16 protein-coding genes and 1 tRNA gene are annotated in these 15640 nt (G+C 68.7%); 10 read left to right on the top strand and 7 right to left on the bottom strand.

Annotated elements, in window-relative coordinates:
- Window positions 1–97 precede the first annotated feature (97 nt).
- Window positions 98–397: a hypothetical protein gene (locus NL1_RS09025; protein ID WP_067836387.1), complete on the top strand. Its 300-nt coding sequence runs from the start codon at window positions 98–100 to the stop codon at window positions 395–397.
- A 68-nt stretch (window positions 398–465) separates the two neighbouring features.
- Here the strand turns inward: NL1_RS09025 and NL1_RS09020 are convergent, their stop codons facing one another.
- Entirely contained in the window at window positions 466–1680 is a 1215-nt protein-coding gene (locus NL1_RS09020; RefSeq protein ID WP_067836384.1) for a L,D-transpeptidase, read from the bottom strand.
- Between the two features lie 311 nt (window positions 1681–1991).
- On the opposite strand from NL1_RS09020, the gene NL1_RS09015 reads away from it, so the two are divergent.
- The 3 genes from NL1_RS09015 (at window position 1992) to NL1_RS09005 (ending at window position 3831) form a co-directional block, all read left to right on the top strand.
- Window positions 1992–2064: transfer RNA gene (locus NL1_RS09015), tRNA-Lys, on the top strand.
- Window positions 2065–2774: 710 nt separating this feature from the next.
- Entirely contained in the window at window positions 2775–3440 is a 666-nt protein-coding gene (locus NL1_RS09010; RefSeq protein WP_067836382.1) for a transglycosylase SLT domain-containing protein, read from the top strand.
- Window positions 3441–3516: 76 nt separating this feature from the next.
- Window positions 3517–3831 carry a hypothetical protein gene (locus tag NL1_RS09005; protein WP_067836380.1) on the top strand — a complete coding sequence of 105 codons (315 nt, stop codon included), beginning with the start codon at window positions 3517–3519 and terminating at the stop codon, window positions 3829–3831.
- Window positions 3832–3834: 3 nt separating this feature from the next.
- On the opposite strand, the gene NL1_RS09000 is transcribed toward NL1_RS09005, so the two are convergent.
- Window positions 3835–4299, bottom strand: a complete 465-nt coding sequence (locus NL1_RS09000; protein ID WP_067836377.1) for a MarR family winged helix-turn-helix transcriptional regulator — start codon at window positions 4297–4299, stop codon at window positions 3835–3837.
- Between the two features lie 78 nt (window positions 4300–4377).
- On the opposite strand from NL1_RS09000, the gene NL1_RS08995 reads away from it, so the two are divergent.
- Both NL1_RS08995 and NL1_RS08990 read left to right on the top strand, forming a co-directional pair.
- Window positions 4378–5355, top strand: coding sequence for a pirin family protein (locus tag NL1_RS08995; RefSeq protein WP_067836374.1), 978 nt, complete (start codon window positions 4378–4380; stop codon window positions 5353–5355).
- 133 nt (window positions 5356–5488) lie between these two features.
- On the top strand, window positions 5489–5782 hold the full coding sequence (locus NL1_RS08990; RefSeq protein WP_067836452.1) for an excalibur calcium-binding domain-containing protein: 294 nt from the start codon (window positions 5489–5491) through the stop codon (window positions 5780–5782).
- A gap of 66 nt (window positions 5783–5848) precedes the next feature.
- On the opposite strand, the gene NL1_RS08985 is transcribed toward NL1_RS08990, so the two are convergent.
- The gene (locus NL1_RS08985; RefSeq protein ID WP_067836372.1) at window positions 5849–6070 is read right to left on the bottom strand and encodes a DUF3618 domain-containing protein; all 222 of its coding nucleotides are present in this window, start codon (window positions 6068–6070) and stop codon (window positions 5849–5851) included.
- Window positions 6071–6210: 140 nt separating this feature from the next.
- Here NL1_RS08985 and bcp point away from each other — a divergent pair, with 140 nt between their 5' ends.
- Window positions 6211–6681, top strand: a complete 471-nt coding sequence (bcp, locus tag NL1_RS08980) for a thioredoxin-dependent thiol peroxidase (RefSeq protein WP_067836450.1) — start codon at window positions 6211–6213, stop codon at window positions 6679–6681.
- Window positions 6682–6684: 3 nt separating this feature from the next.
- Here the strand turns inward: bcp and NL1_RS08975 are convergent, their stop codons facing one another.
- On the bottom strand, window positions 6685–7416 hold the full coding sequence (locus NL1_RS08975; protein ID WP_067836369.1) for a TetR/AcrR family transcriptional regulator: 732 nt from the start codon (window positions 7414–7416) through the stop codon (window positions 6685–6687).
- A 139-nt stretch (window positions 7417–7555) separates the two neighbouring features.
- Here NL1_RS08975 and NL1_RS08970 point away from each other — a divergent pair, with 139 nt between their 5' ends.
- Window positions 7556–8515, top strand: a complete 960-nt coding sequence (locus NL1_RS08970; protein ID WP_067836366.1) for an ATP-binding cassette domain-containing protein — start codon at window positions 7556–7558, stop codon at window positions 8513–8515.
- A 17-nt stretch (window positions 8516–8532) separates the two neighbouring features.
- Window positions 8533–9321 (top strand): ABC transporter permease, encoded by a 789-nt coding sequence (locus tag NL1_RS08965; RefSeq protein WP_067836363.1) that lies wholly within the window; start codon window positions 8533–8535, stop codon window positions 9319–9321.
- A gap of 61 nt (window positions 9322–9382) precedes the next feature.
- Here NL1_RS08965 and NL1_RS08960 read toward each other — a convergent pair whose 3' ends face one another.
- A complete protein-coding gene (locus tag NL1_RS08960; protein ID WP_067836360.1) occupies window positions 9383–10606 on the bottom strand; it encodes a hypothetical protein in 1224 nt (407 codons plus the stop codon).
- Window positions 10607–10957: 351 nt separating this feature from the next.
- Between NL1_RS08960 and NL1_RS08955 the strand changes: the two genes are divergently transcribed.
- Window positions 10958–11638, top strand: a complete 681-nt coding sequence (locus NL1_RS08955; protein ID WP_174553404.1) for a TetR/AcrR family transcriptional regulator — start codon at window positions 10958–10960, stop codon at window positions 11636–11638.
- Window positions 11639–11653: 15 nt separating this feature from the next.
- Here the strand turns inward: NL1_RS08955 and acpS are convergent, their stop codons facing one another.
- Window positions 11654–12091, bottom strand: coding sequence for a holo-ACP synthase AcpS (gene acpS / locus NL1_RS08950; protein WP_067788698.1), 438 nt, complete (start codon window positions 12089–12091; stop codon window positions 11654–11656).
- 131 nt (window positions 12092–12222) lie between these two features.
- On the bottom strand, window positions 12223–15640 hold a 3418-nt coding region (locus NL1_RS08945; RefSeq protein WP_281180803.1), incomplete at its 5' end, for a beta-ketoacyl synthase N-terminal-like domain-containing protein.

Here is a 15640-nt window from a genome sequence, read left to right as displayed (position 1 = left end):
TGCCAAATGTGTCCCGGATCTCTCCACGCGGCCGTAAACTGCGGCACCAGGGCGTGCCGCCGTGGCATCGCCCGGTTCAGGAGAAAGACAGCACCACGTGAAGCGTTCCGCCGTTCTCGCAGCTCTCGTCGGCGCCACCTTGCTCAGCGGATCCACCGGCACCGCCTCGGCGGCGCGCGAGGCGACTCCGATCGACCTGCCCGCCGACTCCGGTTCCGCGGGCATCACGAGCGGATCCTCGTCCAGCACCGGATCCTCGGGCGGCGCAACAACCACGGGCTCCGGCTCTGCGCTGGAGCAGATCATCTTCGGCGGCCCGCTGGTCTGCGCGGCCTTGGGCAGCGCGATCAACGCCAACCTCACCTGCGCGGGCACCCCGGGGCCGTACATCCCCTGAGTACACGCACGAAAAAGGCCCCCGGCGCTCGCGCCAGGGGCCTTTTCGCTGTCATGCCGGACTCTTGCCTAGCCGATGTCCGCGTTGCCCGCCTTCCACTCCGACCACGGAATGTTCCAGTCGCCGAGGCCGTCGGTGCCGGACAGCGTGCCGCCCACGGTGTTCTTGATGATCGTGATGTCACCGCGCTTGGCGAAGTTGAACACCCACTGCGCGTTCGCGGGGCTCAGGTTCAGGCAGCCGTGACTGGCGTTCGAGTAACCCTGCTGACCCACCGACCACGGAGCCGAGTGGAAGAAGATGCCGCTGTAGGAGATTCGGGTCGCGAAGTCGACCGGCGTGCGGTAGCCGTCCGAGGAGTTCACCGCGACGCCGTAGGTCGAGGAGTCCATGATGATCTTCTCGTGCTTGTCCGCCACGATGTAGATGCCGTTGTCGGTGGGCGTGCTGTCCTTGCCCATCGAGGTCGGCATTGTGCGGACCACCTGGCCGTTCTGCTCGACCGTCACCTGGTGCGTGTCGTCGTCCGCGGTGAAGATCACGGCATCGCCGACGGTGAAGTGCGAGGTGATGTTGTCCTGGCCGTACAGCCCGTTGCCGAGATTCTTGCCGTAGACGTTCACCTGGATGTCGACCCTGGTGCCCGGCGCCCAGAAATGCTCTGGCCGCCACCGGACTTCGCGATTGTTCACCCAGTAGAACGCACCCTCCACCGGTGGGTTGGTGGTGATCTTGATCGCGTCCTGGGCCGCCTCGCGGTCCGGGATGTTCTCGTCGAATTGGATCGCCACCGGCTGGCCGATGCCGACGACCTCACCCTCCCCCGGGATCAGGTACGGCTTGGTCTGGTTGTTCGGCGAGCTGGTGGTGAAGCTCAGCGTGGTGGTGTTGGCGCCGCCGAGACCGATCGCGTCGGCGGTGAGCCGATAGGTCTTGCCGTAGGCGAGCACCTCGGCGGTCTCCCAGGTCCGGCCGTCGGGAGCCAGGGTGCCGCTGACCTGCTTGCCCTGCTGATTGACCAACGTCACATTGGTGAACTTCCCGTCGTCGACCTTGAAGGTCATCGGCATCCCGGGCGATACGCCCTTGTCGCCGTCCTTGACGGGTGCAAGCAGCTTCGGCTTGATCAATTCGGTGATCGGGTTACGGTCGATGGCAACTGCCGCGTCCGCAGTGCCGGATGAGGACGAGCACGCCGACGATCCCAATGCGATCACGGCGAGCACTACCAAAGGTCCGCTGAGTATTCGAATCGCACGCCGCCGACCTCGACCAATGCTCATAATCAACCCCGTTTCAAGTCTCGGCGCCGTCCAGACATGCGCCGATGGCTTCGGATCCAACCGACTACAGAAGCTCAACCCACCGCGTCGGCGGGATCGGTCGAGACCACGTTCTTACATTCTGCCAGTCCGTGGAGACCGATCCAACGCGAACACCATCACGCCAGGACCGAGTTCCACCGGATAGATCCCATTTGAAGGACCCGGTGTTAACACCTGTCGCCGGCCACGCGAAACAGCCCCTCACCAGGCGATTTCACTTCTACGGCTTCGGCCTGTTACTGTTTGTCCCGCACCGGAACACGGAGCAAGCGCCATTAGCTCAATTGGCAGAGCAGCTGACTCTTAATCAGCGGGTTCGGGGTTCGAGTCCCTGATGGCGCACAGTACAGGCCGTGCCTCACCCCCAGCTATGTTTGGGCAAGGGCACGGTCTTTTCTTGTCCGAACCTTGTCCGAACGTTGTTCGGCAGGCGGTCTCACGAAGGTAACGACGCCGTGATCTGGGCCGTCGGAACAGCCCAGAACAGGCGTGATTCGGACCGAAACCACAAGATGGGGCCCACGTCACTGCAACATTTTTGTGACCTGCGGCACAATGAGTTTACGAGCAAACTCCCTGCATACATCGCGTTTCGGTAACGACGACCTGCGCGTTCCAAGATCGGCAGCATCTGCCATTCAGCTCTCGTTCATCTTCCGTTCACTTTCCGTGACCATTCTGCAATCAGGTCGCAAAGAGACCTGAGGTTTGGTTAGACCGAGATGTTGTTTACACGCATTCGGAAAACGGCCGGACGGACCTGATCCAGGTACCAGCCAGTCGCGGGTGTGAAGCCGACAGCAGATCCCTGATCGCCAGCCTCCCGTCTATTGCTCCACCGCAGTGGAGTTCCGCGTGACGCCGCGGCCCGGGCCCAATCCGCCCGGTACCCGCACAGCCCGTCGCGTTCCGGGGACCGGAGTGTCCCCCACAACCAAATCCACAACAGCACATCGACTTTTCTCGGCGAGCGCCACCAGCGTCCGCCGCCGGATCCGCGCTGCCCTAGTGCGGCCGGACCCCCTGTCCCCGAACAAGGAACCGATTCAGAAATGCTCGATAGACGCCTTTCCACCCTGCGCCGCACCACCCTCCGCGAGGGCCTGACCTTCGCCGTAGCCGCGGCAGGCATCGTGGCCGTCGCCGCCTCGTCGGCGGTGTCGGTGGCCGACGACACTGTCCCGGCCCGCGTCGCCATGGTCGCTGAGCAGCAGCCCGAGGCCGCTCCCGCCGCCCCCATCGCGGAAGTCGCCCCTGCTGTCGCCCCGGCTGTCGTTCCGGCCCCGGCCCCGGCCCCGGCACCCGAGGCCGCGCCGATGCCCGCTCCGGCGCCCGCCCCCGAGCCCCTTCCTGCGCCTATGCCCGTGCCCGCGCCCGCCCCGCCTGCGCCGGTGTACGAGAACAACCTGGACGGCTGGATCCGCCAGGCCCTCGACATCATGCACGCCAACAACATCCCCGGCTCCTACGAGGGCATCCACCGCAACATCCTCCGCGAGTCCAGCGGTAACCCCCAGGCCATCAACCTGTGGGACTCCAACGCCGCCGCGGGCATCCCGTCCAAGGGCCTGCTCCAGGTCATCGACCCGACCTTCGCGGCCTACCACGTCGCGGGCACCCCGTTCGACGTCTGGGATCCGGTGGCCAACATCGTCGCGGCCTGCAACTACGCCGCGGACCGCTACGGCAGCATGGACAACGTGAACAGCGCCTACTGATTCGGCTCCAATACGAGGAACGCCCCGCCTCCGGTCACCATGACCGGGTGCGGGGCGTTCGTCGTAGGATGCCCGCGTGGCCGATTACGCGCACTCCGACGCGTCGGTCAGCCGCCGGGCCGAGAAGGCCCGCCGCTTGGCCGTCTATTTGTGGGACCGCGATGTCAGCGGCGCCGAACTGCTCGACATGCCCGCGGCGACCCGCCGCAAACTGGCCCGCGCCGCAGAGACGAATCCGCCGAGCACCGACGAGACCTGGCTGGCCGTCGCCCGGCTGCTCGACGAGAAGAACGCATGGGCCGCCCGCAACCCCGGCCACCCCGCGGCGCAGCGCGCGCACGCGGACGAGAAGCTGCTGTGGGTGAAGCCCCCGATCACGCCGTGGTCGTAGCGCTCAGACCGCGAGATCGGTGACGCTCTGCGCGGTGGCGCTGACCTTGTCCGACAGCGAGCGCAGCATGCTCGCTTCCGCCTCGGTCATCGGATCGATGAAGACACGGCGGACCAGGTCCACATGGTTGGGCGCGGCGTGCTCGAGCGCGATCCGTCCCGCCGCCGTCAGCTCGACGACGATCCCGCGCGCGTCCTCCTCGGACGGCCGCCGCTCGACCAACCCGCGCGCCGCCATCCTGGCCAGGTGCTTGGACAGCCTGCTCTTCTCCCAGCACACCTCTGCCGCGAGTTCCTTGGCCCGCAGGCGCCCCTCCGGCGCGGCGGAGAGCGGGACGAGCAACTCGTAATCGGCGAATGAGAGCCCGTCGCGGGCCAGCCCGGCCATGATCGCCGCGTCCATCCGCTGGCGCAGCCGGATGTAGGCCTGCCAGGTCTCCTGCTCGTCGTCGCTCAGCCATCGCACCACGGGAATGATCCTAAACCCCCTTTGGTTGACATGGACACCAACAGGCCGAGACCGGCCATCCGCACAGGAGGTGCTCCCATGCCCGCCATCGCCGCCGACAACATCCTGGTGCTGCCGCGCCTGCCCCGCCCCGACGAGACCATGCGCGAGCGGCCGGTCAGGCAGGTCGTCACCGCGCACAAGCAGCGCGAGGGCGCGGGCTTCGAGGTGACAAGACCCTTCCCGAGCGTGGACCTGCGCAGCGCCGACCCCTTCATCCTGCTAGACCAGATGGGCCCGGTGACCTACGAACCGCACGAGGCCAAGGGCGCGCCCTGGCACCCGCACCGCGGCTTCGAAACCGTCACCTACATGCTCGACGGCACCATGGTCCACCACGACTCGAACGGCGGCGGCGGTGTCATCAGCGAAGGCGACACCCAGTGGATGACCGCGGGCTCCGGCATCCTGCACGACGAGGTGCCGCCCGAGGAACTCGTGGTCACCGGCGGTTTGTTCCACGGCGTGCAGCTGTGGGTGAATCTGCCGCGCGCCATGAAATTCGCAGCGCCGCGCTACCAGGATCTGCGCGGCAGCGAACTGACCCTGGTCAGCTCGCACGACGGCGGCGCGCTGGTGCGGCTGATCGCGGGTGAGATCGGCGGATTCGCCGGTCCCGGTTCGACTTACACGCCGATCGCCTACGCGCACGCGTCGATCAGCCCCGGCGGCCGCCTGGAAACGCCATGGCCGCAGCATTTCTCAGCAATGGCGTACGTGCTCGCGGGCAGCGGCACGGCCGGCGCCGAGCGCAGGCCGATCGAGGCGGGCCAACTCGCGGTGTTCGGGCCAGGCGATTCGATTTCCGTCGACGCGGATCCGAAGCAGCGCAATCACACCGGCGATCTCGAGGTGCTGCTGCTCGGCGGGCAACCGATCCGCGAACCCGTCGTTCAGTACGGCCCCTTCGTCATGAACAGCCGCGCGGAGATCATTCAGGCCATAGAGGACTTCCAGTCGGGACGGATGGGCAACATCCCGGCGGAGCACCTCCCCGGTACCAGGCCCGCACGTTGAGCGAGGCCGCCCTATAGCCCCTAATGGCCCTAATTCGGGCCCGGCGCGGTTGACAACTGGGCGGCCCCTCGCAACAGTGGGTGCGGCGTCGCTCGTCAAGACGCCGCACCCACCGCAGAACACAGAGGAATACATGAACGTTCGCCGGCTTACCGTCAGCGCCGCCGTCGCTGGACTGACCATCCTTGCGGCGCCCGCCGCCTTGGCCGCCCCGACCGGTTCCGCCGGAACCGGCTCCTCCGCCATCGATACCGGGTCGGCAGCGACCGGTTCGGCGGGTGTGTCCCAGACCGGCTCGGCCGGTGGCGCCTTCGCCAACTGCGACGACGCCCGCGCGGCGGGTCGCGCGCCGATCTTCCGCGGCGAGCCAGGCTTCGGCCCGCACCTGGACCCCGACGGCGACGGATTCGCCTGCCCGACGGTCTGATACCGCTGATAGACAAAACACCCGGTGTGGCCGTGCCACACCGGGTGTTTTCGGTTGCCGGAAAGCTCAGCGGAAGAGCTTCACCAGCACCAGGCCGACGACCAGCGCACCCGCGCCGATCAGGCTGTACTTGACCTTGGGTTCGTTCAGCTTGGCGACGACCAGGCTCTTGGTGTCGTCCGCGATCCGCTGCGGATCGGCGCGCACGGCGATCTCGTCGAGTGTGCTCGCCAGCCGAGTGCGGGCAGCCTCGATCTCCCGCTCGATCCGCTCGGTGTCCTTCGCCACGTATGTCCTCCTGTCGATGGGCGTGCCGCCGGGCGCGAACCGGGCCGAAGACGACGTTCCCACCGGCCGTTCGCGAGTCACCAGGGCTCGCGGACGAGTGTATCCGCCCGCCCGAGGGCGGTTCGGTTACCGTGCAGGACGTGACCAACCAACGACTTTCCCCCGGCGATACCGCCCCCGCGTTCACACTGCCCGACGCCGACGGCAAGGAGGTCTCGCTCGCCGACTACCGCGGCCGCAAGGTGATCGTCTACTTCTACCCCGCCGCGAGCACGCCCGGCTGCACCAAGCAGGCCTGCGATTTCCGCGACAACCTGTCCGAACTGAACGACGCGGGCATCGATGTCCTCGGCATCTCCCCGGACAAACCCGCCAAGCTGGCCAAGTTCCGCGACGCCGAAGGGCTGACCTTCCCGCTGCTGTCCGATCCGGAACGCGCGGTGCTCGCCGCGTGGGGCGCCTTCGGCGAGAAGACGATGTACGGCAAGACCGTCACCGGCGTCATCCGCTCCACCTTCCTGGTGGACGAGCAGGGCACGATCGAGGTCGCGCAGTACAACGTGCGCGCCACCGGGCACGTGGCCAAGCTGCGTCGCGACCTGTCGGTCTGATCGTCAGCTCTCGAAGGAGCGGATGAGGTTTTCGTAGCCGTCCAGCATCCGCGCCAGGCCGAACTCGAAATCGGCTTGTGCCCAGTCGATGTCGTCCTGGTCGAAGGCCCGGTGGGTGAGGGCGGACACGATCGCGGGAAACCGCTGCGGGTCCAGCACGCGCCGCAGCGCCGCGGTGAAGTCTTCCTCGCCCTCGGCCCCTCCGACCACGTTGCTGGCTGCCCAGCGCCTGCCGATGACGTAGAGCGACATGTTCATCACCAATTGCAGCCGCACGGGCTCGGGCACCGGGGTGTCGGCGAGCGTGGCGAGCCCTGCCTCGAGCCAGGCCATGTTGTTCGGGCCCATCGGCGGCGTCTTGAGCGGGATGTCCAGCCACCACGGGTGCCGTCCGATCACCTCGAACTCGCTACGCGCCCAATCCTCCAGTCCCTTCCTCCATGGCGTCCCGGGCGGGATTCGCGGCGGTTCGCCGATCACACGATCGAGCAGCAGTTCGACCAGGGTGTTCTTGCTGTCGACGTACCGGTAGAGCGACATGGCGGTGAAGCCGAGCTGCTGGGCCACCCGGCTCATCGATAGCGCCGCGTAGCCCTCCGCGTCGGCCACCTCGATCGCGGCCTCCAGGATCTGGTCCAGCGTCAGCCCGCGCTTGGGGCCGCGCCCGCCAGGCTGATCGAGCCGCCACAACAGTTCCACCGACTTCGGTAGCGCCGCGTCGTCCGACGTCGTCATCTGCCTCCGACCTCCTTTGCTCGCCTCGACTGTAGGCGTACCTCCGCCTCGGCTGCGGCCGTGCGAGCTCTTGCATCCCTGAACTGTTTACTCTATAAACTGAGTTTATTCTATAAACAGTTTCCGGATCGGAGATCCCATGTCCCCCGAACCACTCCCCGCCCTCGCGGTGCACGGGCTCGGCAAGTCCTTCGGCACGCACACCGTGCTCGCCGACATCGACCTGAATGTCGCTGCGGGAACGGTCTTCTCACTGCTCGGACCGAACGGGGCAGGCAAGACCACCCTGGTGCGCATCCTCGCCACACTGAGCAAGCCGGACCGCGGCGAGGTCCGCGTCTTCGGGCACGACCTGTCCGCCGAACCCGACGCCGTCCGCAGGATGATCGGCGTCACCGGCCAGTACGCGGCCGTCGACGGCGTGCTGACCGGCACCGAGAACCTGCGGCTCACCGGCAGGCTGCTGCACCTCGGCGCGGCCGAGACGCGCCGCCGCACCGCCGCCCTGCTCGAACGCTTCGACCTGGTCGACGCCGCCGATCGGCCGGTCGACGGCTACTCCGGCGGCATGCGCCGTCGCCTGGATCTCGCCATGAGCCTGATGGGCAGGCCGCGCATCGTCTTCCTCGACGAGCCGACCACCGGCCTCGACCCGCGCAGCCGGCGCGACTTGTGGTCGGCCATCAGGGAACTCGCCGCCGAGGGCGCGACCATCTTGCTCACCACGCAGTACCTGGAGGAGGCCGACCAGCTCGCGGACCGTATCGCCGTGCTCGACGGCGGCCGCATCGTCGCGGAGGGCACGCCCGAGGAACTCAAGCGTCTCGCCCCCGGCGGCCACATCCGGCTCCGCTTCGCCGACCGGCACCTGCTGGCGGCCGCCGCCCGCGCCGTCCCCACCGCGGTCGGCCAGATGGATCCGGAGCAGCTGACCCTCCATGTGCCTTCCGAGGGCACCGCCGCCGAGGTGAAGCACCTACTGGACTGCTTCGCCGACTTGGACATCGGCGTCGAGCAGCTGACCGTGCACACCCCCGACCTCGACGACGTCTTCTTCGCGTTGACCGGCCACCCCAGCCGCACCGAATCGGCCGCATGAGAAACGAGACCACGCCCATGATCACCCCGTCCCCGGCCCTGCGCACGCTGCGCACCGTCCAGGACTCCGCCGCCATGCTGGACCGCAACCTCCGGCACACGCTGCGCAGCCCCGACACCATGATCATGACGATCGCGCTGCCGGTCATGATCCTGCTGATGTTCGTCTACGTTTTCGGCGGCGCCATGGACGTCGGCCCCGGCGCCTACATCGACTACGTGGTGCCGGGAATCATCCTGCTGTGCGCGGGTTTCGGCGCGTCCACCACCGCCGTCAGCATCTCGACCGATCTGGCCGAGGGCATCATCGACCGGTTCCGCACCATGGCCATCGCGCGGTCGGCGGTGCTCACCGGGCACGTGGCCGGGAGCCTGATCCGCAACCTGATCACCACGGGCCTCGTCATCGTTGTCGCGATCGCGCTGGGCTTCCGCCCCACCGCCGACCCGTTGCGCTGGCTGGGTGTGCTCGGGGTGATCGCCGTGTTCGTGCTCGCGCTCTCCTGGCTGGCGGCCGCCCTCGGCCTGCTCGCGCGAAACCCCGAGGCGGCCAACGGTTTCACCTTCTTCTTCATGTTCCTGCCCTATGTGAGCAGCGCGTTCGTGCCGACCGGCTCGATGCCGAGCTGGCTGCACGTGTTCGCCGAGAATCAGCCGGTGACGCCGGTCATCGAGACCATGCGCGGTCTGCTGATGGGGACACCCATCGGTGACAGCGCCCTGCTCGCGGTCCTGTGGTGCACGGGCATCGCCGCGGTCGGCTACGTGGCGGCGGGCGTACTCTTCCTGCGCCGCACCCGCACCTGACCACGAACGAACGAAAGGCCCGACGCCAGTGCGGCGCCGGGCCTTTCGGGCTTGTCGTCTCTCAGGCCTGCGTCATCTGCTGCGACGCCCACTGCGCGAGCAAGCGCAGGTGGTTGTCCCACCACTGGTGGAACTCCGGGGTGAAGGCCGCCGGCGGGGGCGCCTCGCCGGGGAACAGCATGGCGTCGTTGGGCGCTCCGACGTCGGTGGTGGACGGCACGCCGGTGCCGGGAACGACCGGCGCGGCAGCCGGCTCGGACTCGTGCGCGGCTTCGGACTCCTCCAGCGTCAGCGGACGGGGCTGGTGGCGCCAGTACTGCACCACTGTCTGCGGCGCGGGCGCGACGTCGGGCATGCCCAGGGTCACATGCCGCGGGACCGATGCCGGGACCTGATTCCCGCCCGCGAAGCCCTCCGGGTGGAACTCCCCCGGCTGCACCGAGGAGCCCACGATCATGCCGCTGGACGACCCGGTGTCGAAGACCACGTGCGCGTCGGCGGTGGTCCGCGCATCGGCCACCACCGACCGCGTGGAGGTGCCCACCGCGTAGACCCCGCCCACGACCAGACCGGCCGCCACCACGCTGGCCGCCACGCACACCGCCGCCGTGTTCCGGCTGTCGCGCGGCTCCTCGGCGGTGTCCACCACCTGCGGGACGTCGGACATGGCGAACAGCGCGGCGCCGACGGCTGCGGCCGACGACGCGATCCTGCAGGGCAGCACAGGTGCGCCGAAGCAGGCGACGGCTTCGCGCACGGCGGGCGCGTCCGCGGCGGAACCGATCAGCACGACCGCGTCCGGCCGGACGGTCGCCGCCTCGAACTGGTCCCAGGCCGCCGTCACCGCGGCGCCCATCGATGCCTCGCTCGCGCCGCCGGTCTGGGAGATCGCCGCCAGCACGCGGTTGCGACCCCGATCGACCAGCGTGAAGGCCTGATGGCCCGGGACCACCTCGCAGACGAGCAGATCGTCGAACTCACGGAGCCAGGTCATCATCCCGGCCGCGCTCAGGTGCGCGGATTTCGTCGAGAGCAGCGATGCGGTGCGCCACGGACCGGACGCGAGCCGGGTCACGATGGCCCGCCGCTCGGCGGCATCGCGGTACGCGACCGCGGTGCCCACGATCTCCCGTTCCTCTCCGATCTCCGCGGCGACTTCGTCCATCACGGCTTCGACCGCTTCCGCCACATCCGCCTTGGTGTCGCTGTACGTCTTCGCCACCCGGTGGACCAACACGCGCTCGAGCAGCCGCTCGCCGGTGTCGGCAAGCGCTACCGCGTGCACGGCGCCACGTTCGGTGGAAACGCCGAGTGTTACCACAGATCGAGCTACCACAGATACGCCTTCCCAGTGACTTTCCGGACCGGATCACCCGCCTGGCAGGCGCGTCCGGACGAAAGTCCGTCCTCAGCCCGCGCACGGCCGTAGCGAAGGCGGAGGTGCGCCGAGGTGGGCGAACACCCTTGGCAACGTGCCCGCGGATGCACGCACGCTCGGTTATGTGTTCGTGGCCATAACCGATCTGGATGGGTGGTGAAATGTGACAGACCTGAACACGCAGACCAAGTGCGCGTGTCGCGCGCATGTCGGTACCGCTAGCCTGGATACGTGGAAGTGAACACGGAGGCCAGGGCGATGCTGTCGAAGCGACACCTGGACCCCGCGTTGGAATTGCAAGACGATCCGCAAGAGCTGATGCCGCGCAAGCGGCCGACTCAGGAACGCAGCAAGCGCAAGTTCGACGCGCTGCTCCAGTCCTCCCGCGAACTGCTGGTCGAGGTCGGTTTCGAATCGTTCACCTGTGAAGAAGTCGCGGCGCGGGCCGAGGTCCCGATCGGCACGCTGTACCAGTTCTTCGCCAACAAGTACGTGATCGTCTGTGAGCTGAATCGCCAAGATCTCGTTGCCGTTTCCCAGGAACTGGCCGACTTCCACGGCGAGGTGCCCTCGCTGGACTGGTTGCGGCACATGAACCAGTTCGTCGACCACCTGGCCAACCTGTGGATGACCGACCCTTCCCGGCGCGAGGTGTGGCTTGCCATGCAGTCCACGCCCTCCACCCGGGCCACCGGCGCCATCCACGAAAAGCAGTTCGCCGAGGTCGTCTCGCAGATGCTGCGTCCGCTCACCCCGCGCACGCCGCGGGTGAGACGCACCATGATGGCCGAGGTCCTCGTGCACGTCGTGTACTCGATGCTCAATTTCTCGGTCCAGGACGAGCAGTCGCACGCGGAGGCCGTCGCCGAGCTCAAGCGGCTGATGGTCGCGTATCTGCTTGTCGCGGAGAAGGAATCCCGCACCGCCAGCGAGCGCTGACGGTCCGCCGGGATCTCACGCGGTGGTCTCGCGCCCCTCGATCAGATCGGCGAGCTCGCCCGGATCTTCCAGCACGACCATGGCCGCCGCCGTGTCGCCGTCGTGGGTCAACGACAGATGCACCCTCGCCCTCGGCAGGAATTCGGCTGCCAGACCGTGCAATTTGATGCTCGGCCTGCCCCACGCGTCGTTGACCACCTCGATCAGCGGGTACGGATTGTCGCCGATCTGCGGACGCCGGGCGAAACGCGACGACGCCCACGCCTTGAGCACCGCCTCCTTCGCCGCCCAGCGCGCGGCGAAACTGCGCGCCGGATCGGTGCCCTTGCTCTGGCAGTAGCGCCGCTCGCCGGCGGTGAAACTCTCCCTGAGCATGGTGGTTCCGGATCGTTCGAGCTGTTCGGCGAACTCGGAAATGGTCACCAAGTCCAGGCCGATCCCCAGGATGGTCAATGCGTCGCAGCTCCTCAACCCTCGTGGAGTGCGGCCGCTCGCGCGACCGCACTCCGCTCACCGGACCCGGCGTCCCCGCAGGCTCCCGGCCGCCCGTGCCGGACGGCCTGAGTGAAGGGTAGTGGCCGAAGTCACTGGGCCAAAGATCCGTCTCCCTCGAGTTGCCCGACGATGACCGCGCCCGCGCCGCAACCGAATCCGTCGGCGCGGTAGGTGCCGTTCTCCCCGAGGCGGGCCTGCGGCGAGAGCAGCACGTCCGCCTCCAGCTGGCGAATCTTCTTGGCGGGCGTGCCTTCTGCGCCGAGCCGTCGATCCGCAGGGCGCTCGTAGAGCGGCGCCCCGCCGCACATGGCCTCGACCAGCCGCTGCCGTCCCGCCAGCTGCCGCCGCTCGGCCTGGCGCTGGTACTCCTCGCGCCGCACCGGCTCGATGGCCCGCAGGAACGCCTGCGGGTGCACCACCGCGAGCAGACCGGAGACGTGCCCGAAGCCGAGCGAGGTCACCAGACCGGCCTTGAGCGGGAACCGGTCACCGAAGCGCAGCGCCTCGCGCGGCCACACCAGGTGCGGGTAGGCCTGCATCTTCTCGTCGACGCAGTCCAGGCTCCGGTTCGGCGGCACCATACCGGTTTCCAGCATCTGGCACAGGCCGATCAGCTGGAACGCGGCCGCGCCGCCCTTGGCGTGTCCGGTCAGGCTCTTCTGCGAGACGACGAACAGCGGTGCGCCGTCCGAACGCCCGATCGCCGCGGCCAGCCGCTCGTGCAGCTCGGACTCGTTGGGATCGTTGGCCGCGGTGGAGGTGTCGTGCTTCGACACCACCGCGATCTCGTCCGGGGTGACGCCGAGCTTGCGCAGCTCGGCGGCGAACCGGGACTCGCGTCCGCCGCGACCCGCGCCGAGCGCGCCGAGACCGGGCGCCGGGATCGAGGTGTGCACGCCGTCGGCGAAGGACTGCGCGAAGGCCACCACGCCGAGCACCGGAAGGCCCATCTCCAGCGCCACGTCACCGCGGGCAAGCAGCACCGTGCCGCCGCCCTGCGACTCGACGAAGCCGCCGCGGCGGCGGTCGTTCGCGCGGGAGAAGTACCGGTCGCTGATGCCCTTGGCGCTCATGGCCGCCGAGTCCGCGGTCGCCGACATGTCACCGAAGCCGACGATGCCCTCGATGCCCAGATCGTCGAAGCCGCCCGCCACGACCACCTCGGCCTTGCCGAGCCGGATCTTGTCGACGCCCTCCTCGACGGACACCGCCGCCGTGGCGCAGGCCGCCACCGGATGCACCATCGCGCCGTAGCTGCCCACGTAGGACTGCACCACGTGCGCGAGGGCCACGTTCGGCAGCGCCTCCTGCAGGATGTCGTTGGGCCGCGATTCCCCGAGCAGGTTGTCGATGTAGAGCGAGCGCATCGAGGACATGCCGCCCATGCCGGTGCCCTGGGTGTTGGCCACCAGCGAGGGGTGCACCCAGCTCATCAGCTCGGCCGGGCTGAACCCGGAGCCGACGAACGCGTCCACCGTGCAGACGATGTTCCAGAGCGCGACCCGGTCCACCGAGGCGGCCATATCGGCGGAGATGCCCCAGATGGTGGGATCCCAGCCGGTGGGGATCTGGCCGCCGACGGTGCGCGACAGCTTGGCCTTGCGCGGCACCCGGATCTCGGTGCCCGCCTTGCGGGTCACCGTCCAGTCGCCCGAGTCCGGCACCGGCGCGATGACGGTGTGCTCCGGGTCGGCCGTGTGGAAGGCGCGGGCCTCGGCCTCGCCGCCGACCGTGAACGACAGATCCTGGTCGAGGAAGACCGAGGTCATCAACGGCGCGGTGTTGTCGAACATGGCGCCGTCGTCCTCGTAGCGGCGGACGCCGCAGCGGGTGACCACAGCGTCGTGGTAGCGCTCGGCCAGCTCGGATTCCGGGACGTAGTCACCGGATTCGGTGTCGTACCACCCCGGCTTGGGGTCGTTCTCCCAGGTGACGAGTCCGGTGGTCCAGGCGAGTTCCAGCACGCCCGCGGCGGACAGCTCGTCGGAGACCTCCATCTCGAAGCGGGTGCGCGAGGAACCGTACGGGCCGAGCTCGGCCGCGCCGACGATCACCACCATGTCGGCGAGATCGGCGGTGACCTTGCCCCATTCGGGCACCGGCAGCGCCGAGGTCATGGTCGGCGGTGCGGGCAGCGCCGGAATGGTCGCGGCCGCGGCGGCTTCCGCGGTCTCGTCCGCTTCCCGCTCGGCCGCCTCCTTGGCCAGCGCGGGCAGATCCAGCTTGGCCCTGGCCAATCCGCCGGTCAGGTCGATCTGCTGCGGACCGGTGGCAGTTACCTGGCGGGCTCGCGAGGTGCACCACTTGAGCAGCTCGTCGGCCATCTCGGTGGTGGACCAGGTCTGCACGCCCGCCTTCTCGACGGCCTCGACCATCGGGTCGTTGTGGCCCATCAGGCCGGTGCCGCGCACCCAGCCGATCAGCGCGTGCACCAGGGTGACCCGCGTCGACCAGGACTTCTCCGCCCGCCACTTGGCGACCACCGCGTCGAGCGCGGCCTTCGACTCGCCGTAGGCGCCGTCGCCGCCGAACATGCCGCGGTTCGGCGAACCGGGCAGCACCACATGCAGTTTCGCGTCCACGTCGTGATCGGCGCCGAGCTTGGACAGCCCGCCGATGAGCCGCTCCACCGACCAGAGCAGCACGCGCATCTCCATTTCGGCGCGCGCGCCCGCGTCGGCGAGATCACCCGCCACCCGCGGCGCCGCGAACGGCAGCAGCAAGGTCGGGGTCATCGCGTCCTTGATCTTGACCTTCGCGCCGCCCGCGCTGTCGACCTGTTCGCTGCCGACCCAGTCGATCAGCGCGTCGACGTCCTGGTAGGAGGCCATGTTGGCGGGCACGACCCACAGGGCGGCGCCGTGCCTGGCGTTCTCGCGGTAGAGCTTCTTGTAGAAGCCCATCCGGTCGTCGTTCAGGCTCGAGGTGGTCACGATGACAGTCGCGCCGCCGCCGAGCAGGCGTCCGGTCGCCGCCGCGGCGATGGAACCCTTGCTCGCGCCGGTGATCACCGCGATGTCGTCGGACCACAGGCCCGGCTCCGCGCCGCCGCGCGCCGCCTCGGCGATGCGCTCGTACAGGCCTGCCAGTACCGAGCGCGCCTCGTGCTTGGCCTGCTCGCGCCACCACTCGGCCTGCGCGGCAACGGCTTCGCCCGCGCCGAGGAAGCCGTCGACCGGTCCGTCGGCCGAGGCGACGTCATCGAGCAGCCACAGCCGAGCCAGGTCCTCGCGGGCGGTCGCCCAGCGGTCGTCGATCAGCACCGCCTTGCGGCCGTCGAACGCGGGCGCGACCAAACGCGGCCAGTCCGAACCCAATTCGGCCGACACCAGGTCGACCAGCGAGTCGACGGTGGTCTCCGGCGAAGACACTCGCTCGGCGAGACCGAGCTGCTCCAGGATCACCCGAGCCGCCGAGGCGAGCACGCCGTTGCGGCCGGTGATCTGCTCGGTGAACTCGCCGAGCGCCGCCGCGTCGACCGTGGCGCCACCGCCACCGCCCGCCGTG

The sequence above is a fragment of the Nocardia lijiangensis NBRC 108240 genome (assembly GCF_001613045.1).
GTDB lineage: Bacteria > Actinomycetota > Actinomycetes > Mycobacteriales > Mycobacteriaceae > Nocardia > Nocardia lijiangensis.
This window is presented reverse-complemented; position numbering and strand designations above follow the sequence as displayed.